The following is a 5,509-nucleotide window of genomic DNA, read 5'->3' as shown; positions in this document are numbered from 1 at the left end:
CGCCGCCGAGCACGGCCGAGCTGCTGGCGCCCGGCCTGACCCCGCCGGCGCTGGGCGGGCCGGCCCGCGTCGCGCTGCTGCTGCCGCTCTCCGGCCCGCAGGCGGCGATCGGCCGCATGATGCTGGACGCCGCGCATCTCGCTTTGGTCGAGACCGGCAGCCAGGACATCGTGCTGCTGCCGCGCGACACCGAAAGCCGGCCGGAACGCGCCGCCGAGGCGGCGCGCGAAGCGATGGCGGCTGGCGCCGGCATCGTGCTCGGCCCGCTGCTCGCCGCCGAGGTGCGCGCCGTCGGCGAGGCGACGCGGCCGTCCGGCATTCCGGTGATCGGCTTCTCGACCGACCGCAGCGTGGCCGGCAACGGCGTCTACCTGATCGGCTTCACGCCGGAGGAGCAGATCACCCAGGTGGTGCGCTTCGCCGCCGGCCGCGAGATCACCCAGTTCGCCGCGCTGGCGCCGGAGACGCCCTATGGCGAGGCGACGCTGGCGGCCTATCGCCAGGCGATCGCCGATGCCGGCGCGACGCTGGTGCAGGTCGAGACCTTCGCGCCGGGCACGCCGGACCTGACGCCTGTCGTGAAGCGGCTCGCCGATTACGACCGCCGGCATGCCGAGCTGCAGCGGGTGAAGCGCGAGCTTGCCGCCCGCGCCGACGAGGAGGCGCAGCGGGAGCTCCGCCGCATCGCCCGCGCCGACACCTACGGAGAGCTGTCCTACCAGGCCGTGCTGCTGCCGGAAGGCGGGCAGGCGCTGCGCAACCTGGCGCCGCTGCTGCCCTATTACGACATCGATCCGGCCAATGTGCGCTTCCTCGGCACCGGCCTGTGGGACGAGCCGGGCCTCGGCAAGGAGCCGGCGCTGATCGGCGGCTGGTTCGCCGGCGTGCCGCCGGAGCTCGCCGACGCCTTCGTCCGCCGCTTCGACCAGGCCTTCGGCCGAAGGCCGCCGCGCATCGCCTCGCTCGCCTATGACGCGGTGGCGCTCGCCGCCGTGCTGGCGAAGAGCCGCCGGGCGGATGCCTTCAGCGTGACGGCGCTGGAAAGCCCGGACGGCTTTGCCGGCTTCAACGGCATCTTCCGGCTGACACCCGGCGGCGTGGCCGAGCGCGGGCTCGCCATCCTGGAGGTGACGGCGGGCGGCTTCCGCGTCGTCCGCCCGGCGCCGCAGAGCTTCCAGGCGATCGGGCAGTAGCGCGGTCGGGCCGCAAGCGCGGCGACGCCTTGATCCTGGTCAGGGATCCGCACGTCGCGCCGGGCTATCGGAGACCCCGATGACGACAGCCGGCACCCACGCGAGCGAACGGGCATGGCACGCCGCGGAGGCCGGCGAGGCGCTGGCGGCCTTCTCGGCGTCGCCCGAGGGCCTGAGCGCCGACGAAGCGGCGCGCCGGCTTGCCGCGCACGGGCCGAACCGCCTGCCGGCCGCGCCGCGCCGCGGCATGCTCCGGCGGCTGCTGGCACAGTTCGACAACCTGCTGATCCATGTGCTGCTCGGCTCGGCGCTGCTGTCGTTCCTGCTGGACCATGCGGTCGATGCCCTGGTCATCCTCGGCGTCGTGGTGCTCAACGCGGCGATCGGCTTCATCCAGGAGGGCCGCGCCGAGCAGGCGCTGGACGCCATCCGCGGCATGATCGATCCCAAGGCGGCGGCGCTGCGCGCCGGCCGCCGCGCGACCGTGCCGGCGGAGGCGCTGGTGCCCGGCGATATCGTGCTGCTCGAGGCAGGCGATCGCGTGCCGGCCGACCTGAGGCTGATCCGGGCGCGCAATCTCAGGATCGAGGAGGCGGTCCTGACCGGGGAATCGGTCGCGGTGGAAAAATCGGTCGCACCGGTCGCCGCCGACGCCGCGCTGGGCGACCGGGCCCCGATGGCGTTCTCCGGCACCTTCGTCACCGCGGGCCAGGGCATCGGCGTCGCCGTCGCCACCGGGCCGGGGACCGAGCTCGGCCGCATCGGCGCTCTGCTCGGCACCGTCGAGACCCTGCGGACGCCGCTGATCCAGCAGATGGACCGCTTCGCCAAGCAGGTAACGGCGGCGACCCTCGGCGTCGCGGTGCTGGCCTTCCTGTTCGCCTGGCTCGCGCGCGGCTACCCGCTGGCCGATGCCTTCATGACCGTGGTCGGGCTGGCTGTGGCGGCGATCCCGGAAGGCCTGCCGGCCATCATGACGATCACGCTGGCGATCGGCGTCAGCCGCATGGCGGCGCGCAACGCCATCGTCCGCCAGTTGCCGGCAGTGGAGACGTTGGGCTCCGTCTCGGTGATCTGCTCCGACAAGACCGGCACCCTGACGCGGAACGAAATGACCGCGCGGGCGCTGGTCACCGCCGATGGTGCCTACGAAGTGGCCGGGATCGGCTACGCGCCGGAGGGCGCGATCAGCACGGCCGGCACGGAGATCGAACCGGAGCAGAGCGGCGTCGCGATCGAGCTGATGCGCGCGGCCCTGCTCTGCAACGATGCCGAGATCCGGGAGACGCCGGCCGGATGGGCGGTGGACGGCGACCCCATGGAGGGCGCGCTGGTGGCGCTGGCGATGAAGGCCGGCATCGACCCGCTGCTGACCCGCCGCCAGCTGCCGCGCAGCGACGAGATCCCGTTCGACGCGCAGCACCGTTTCATGGCCACGTTGCATCATGGCCACGGCGACGACCGCTTCATCCTGATCAAAGGGGCGCCGGAGCGCATCCTGGAAATGTGCACGCAGGAGCGGCGGGCCGGCGGCGACCGCCCGATCGATGCGGAGGCCTGGCGCCGCGCCGGCAACCGGCTGGCGGCACAGGGCCAGCGCATGCTGGGTTTCGCCGTCAAGGCCGCGCGTCACGGCCAGAGCGAGCTGACGTTCCGGGATGTGGAAAGCGGCGCGATCCTGCTCGGGCTGATCGGCTTCATCGATCCGCCGCGGCCCGAGGCGATCGACGCCATCGCGGATTGCAGGTCGGCCGGCATCCGCGTCGTGATGATCACCGGCGACCATGCGGTCACCGCGCGCGAGATCGCCCGCCAGCTCGGCATTGCCGCAGAGCCCCAGGTGATGACCGGACAGGCGCTGGGGCTGATCGACGACGACGATTTGAGGCGCTGCGTGCGGACGACCGACGTCTTCGCCCGTACGACGCCTGAGCACAAGCTGCGCCTGGTGCAGGCGCTGCAGGCCGAAGGCCTGACGGTCGCCATGACCGGCGACGGGGTCAACGACGCCCCGGCGCTGAAGCGTGCCGATGTCGGCGTCGCCATGGGCCGGAAGGGCAGCGAAGCAGCCAAGCAGGCCGCCGAGATGGTGCTGGCCGACGACAACTTCGCCTCGATCGTCGCCGCCGTGCGCGAGGGCCGCACCGTCTACGACAACATCCTCAAGGTGATCGGCTGGACTCTGCCGACCAATGGCGGCGAGGCGCTGACCATCGTGCTCGCACTGGCGCTCGGCTTCACCTTGCCGGTGACCCCGGTGCAGATCCTGTGGATCAACATGGTGACGGCGGTGGCGCTCGGCCTGACGCTCGCTTTCGAGCCGAACGAGGACGGCAGCATGAGACGGCCGCCGCGGCCGCGCGACGCGCCGATCCTGTCGGCCGATCTGGTCTGGCGCATCGCCTTCGTCTCGGTGCTGTTCGTGGCCGGGGCCTTCGGCATGTTCTTCTGGGCCGAGACGCGCGGGCGCTCGCTGGAGGAAGCCCGCACCCTGGTGGTCAATACCATCGTCGCGATGGAGATCTTCTATCTGTTCAGCGTCCGCTACGTGCACGGCACTTCGCTGACCTGGCGAGGCGTGCTGGGCACGCCGGCGGTGCTGCTCGGCGTCGCCTGCACCGCGTTGGCGCAGGCGGCATTCACCTATCTGCCGGGCATGGACAAGGTCTTCGGCACCCGGCCGATCGGGCCGGTCGACGGTGCCGCGGTGATGGGCGTCGGGGTCGCCCTGCTTCTTGCGGTCGAGATCGAAAAGCGGATCCGGCAGAACATCACGCGCCCGGCGGCGACGCCGTGACGCGAGCGGGAGACGGCGCGGCCTACGCCGCCATGGCGTAGACGCCGCGCTGGCCGGGCATCGGCTTGAAGCGCTCCGAGATGCCGAGCACGGTCTCGGCGCCGCCGAGGAACAGCACGCCGTCCTGCGGCATCTGGCGCGAGATCTTGTCCAGCACCTGGGTCTTGGTCTGCTGGTCGAAATAGATCAGCACGTTGCGGCAGAACACGACGTCGAACTGGCCGAGCGAGCCGAGATCGTCGAGCAGATTGATCTGCCGGTACTGCACCATGGAGCGCAGGTCGGCGTTGATCTGCCACATCTCGTTCTTCTGCGCGAAATTCTTCAGCAGCAGCTGGATCGGCAGGCCGCGCTGCACCTCGAACTGGCTGTAGAGGCCGTTGCGGGCGCGGTCCAGCACGTCGGTCGACAGGTCGGTGCCGACGATCTCGATCTTCCAGCCGGCGAGCTTGGCCGCCTCGTCCTTCAGGATCATGGCGATCGAATAGGGCTCCTGCCCGGTCGAGCAGGCGGCACACCAGATGCGGATCTGCTTCCTGGCGGCGCGCGATTGCAGCAGGAAGGGCAGCGTCTCCTTCTGCAGCACCTCGAAGGGCTTGTTGTCGCGGAAGAAGAAGCTCTCGTTGGTCGTCATCGCCTCGACGACCTCGCGGAGAAGCTTGTCGTCGCCGCCGGTGCGCAACTTGCCGATCAGCGCCTCCAGCGTGCCGTGACCGTGCTTGCGCGCCACCGGCACCAGCCGGCTCTCCAGCAGGTAGACCTTGTCCTTGGACACGATCAGGCCGGACTTCTGCTTCAACAGGCCGGCGATGAAGTCGAAATCCCACGGGTTCATAGCCCGGCTCCTGACATGAAGCGCATCACCGTCGGTCCGACGTCGGCGAGCGGCAGCACCGCCGCGCACAGCCCTGCGGTCGCCACCGCGCCCGGCATGCCCCAGACGACCGATGTCGCCTCGTCCTGGGCGATCAGCGTGCCGCCGGCCTCGATCAGCGCCTTGCTGCCCTTGAGGCCGTCCTGCCCCATGCCCGTCAGCATCACCGCGAGCAGCTGGCCGCCATAGGCCTCCGACAGGCTGCGCAGCATCGGATCGACGGCCGGGCGGCAGAAGCTCTCCGGCGGGTTCTGGTTCAGGCGAACGACCTTGGCGCCGCCTTCGACGGCGACGGTCATGTGCCAGTCGCCCGGCGCCAGGTAGACCTGTCCGTCGCGCACCGGCTCGCCGTCCTTCGCCTCGCGGCACGGCACCCCGCCGATGCGCGTCAGGTGCTCGGCCAGGATGGTGGTGAAGGTGGCCGGCATGTGCTGGGTGATGAAGATCGGCTGGCGGATCTGGCCCTTCAGCAGCTGGAACAGCTGGAACAGCGCCTGCGGGCCGCCGGTGGAGGAGCCGATGGCGAGCGCCCGGGGCGGCATTCTGCTGGCTGCCCGCAGCACGATCCTGGCCGGCTTGGGCGGCGCGGCCAGCGGGCGCGCGGCGCGCGGCGTCTGGTTCGGCCGGCGGCGGGCGGCGCGCGGC

4 protein-coding genes are annotated in these 5,509 nt (G+C 71.4%); 2 read left to right on the top strand and 2 right to left on the bottom strand.

Annotation, left to right across the window (positions count from 1 at the left end; all coding sequences use genetic code 11):
* Positions 1 to 1,193: penicillin-binding protein activator (locus DT074_RS27435; protein WP_162915284.1), on the top strand; the 1,193-nt coding region annotated here is incomplete at its 5' end.
* 79 nt (positions 1,194 to 1,272) lie between these two features.
* A complete protein-coding gene (locus DT074_RS27430) occupies positions 1,273 to 3,990 on the top strand; it encodes a cation-transporting P-type ATPase (RefSeq protein ID WP_119423012.1) in 2,718 nt (905 codons plus the stop codon).
* Between the two features lie 22 nt (positions 3,991 to 4,012).
* On the opposite strand, the gene DT074_RS27425 is transcribed toward DT074_RS27430, so the two are convergent.
* Together DT074_RS27425 and DT074_RS27420 are read right to left on the bottom strand one after the other, a co-directional pair.
* Positions 4,013 to 4,825 carry a CheR family methyltransferase gene (locus DT074_RS27425; RefSeq protein WP_119423011.1) on the bottom strand — a complete coding sequence of 271 codons (813 nt, stop codon included), beginning with the start codon at positions 4,823 to 4,825 and terminating at the stop codon, positions 4,013 to 4,015.
* On the bottom strand, positions 4,822 to 5,509 hold a 688-nt coding region (locus DT074_RS27420), incomplete at its 5' end, for a chemotaxis protein CheB (RefSeq protein WP_368744949.1). The genes DT074_RS27425 and DT074_RS27420, both read right to left, overlap by 4 nt.

The organism is Desertibaculum subflavum (assembly GCA_003576705.1).
GTDB lineage: Bacteria > Pseudomonadota > Alphaproteobacteria > Ferrovibrionales > Ferrovibrionaceae > Desertibaculum > Desertibaculum subflavum.
This window is presented reverse-complemented; position numbering and strand designations above follow the sequence as displayed.

Bases quoted from the DNA above. Each gene is read 5' to 3' on its own strand.
- DT074_RS27430 (WP_119423012.1), top strand. From the start codon at position 1,273: ATGACGACAGCCGGCACCCACGCGAGCGAACGGGCATGGCACGCCGCG.
- DT074_RS27425 (WP_119423011.1), bottom strand. From the start codon at position 4,825: ATGAACCCGTGGGATTTCGACTTCATCGCCGGCCTGTTGAAGCAGAAG.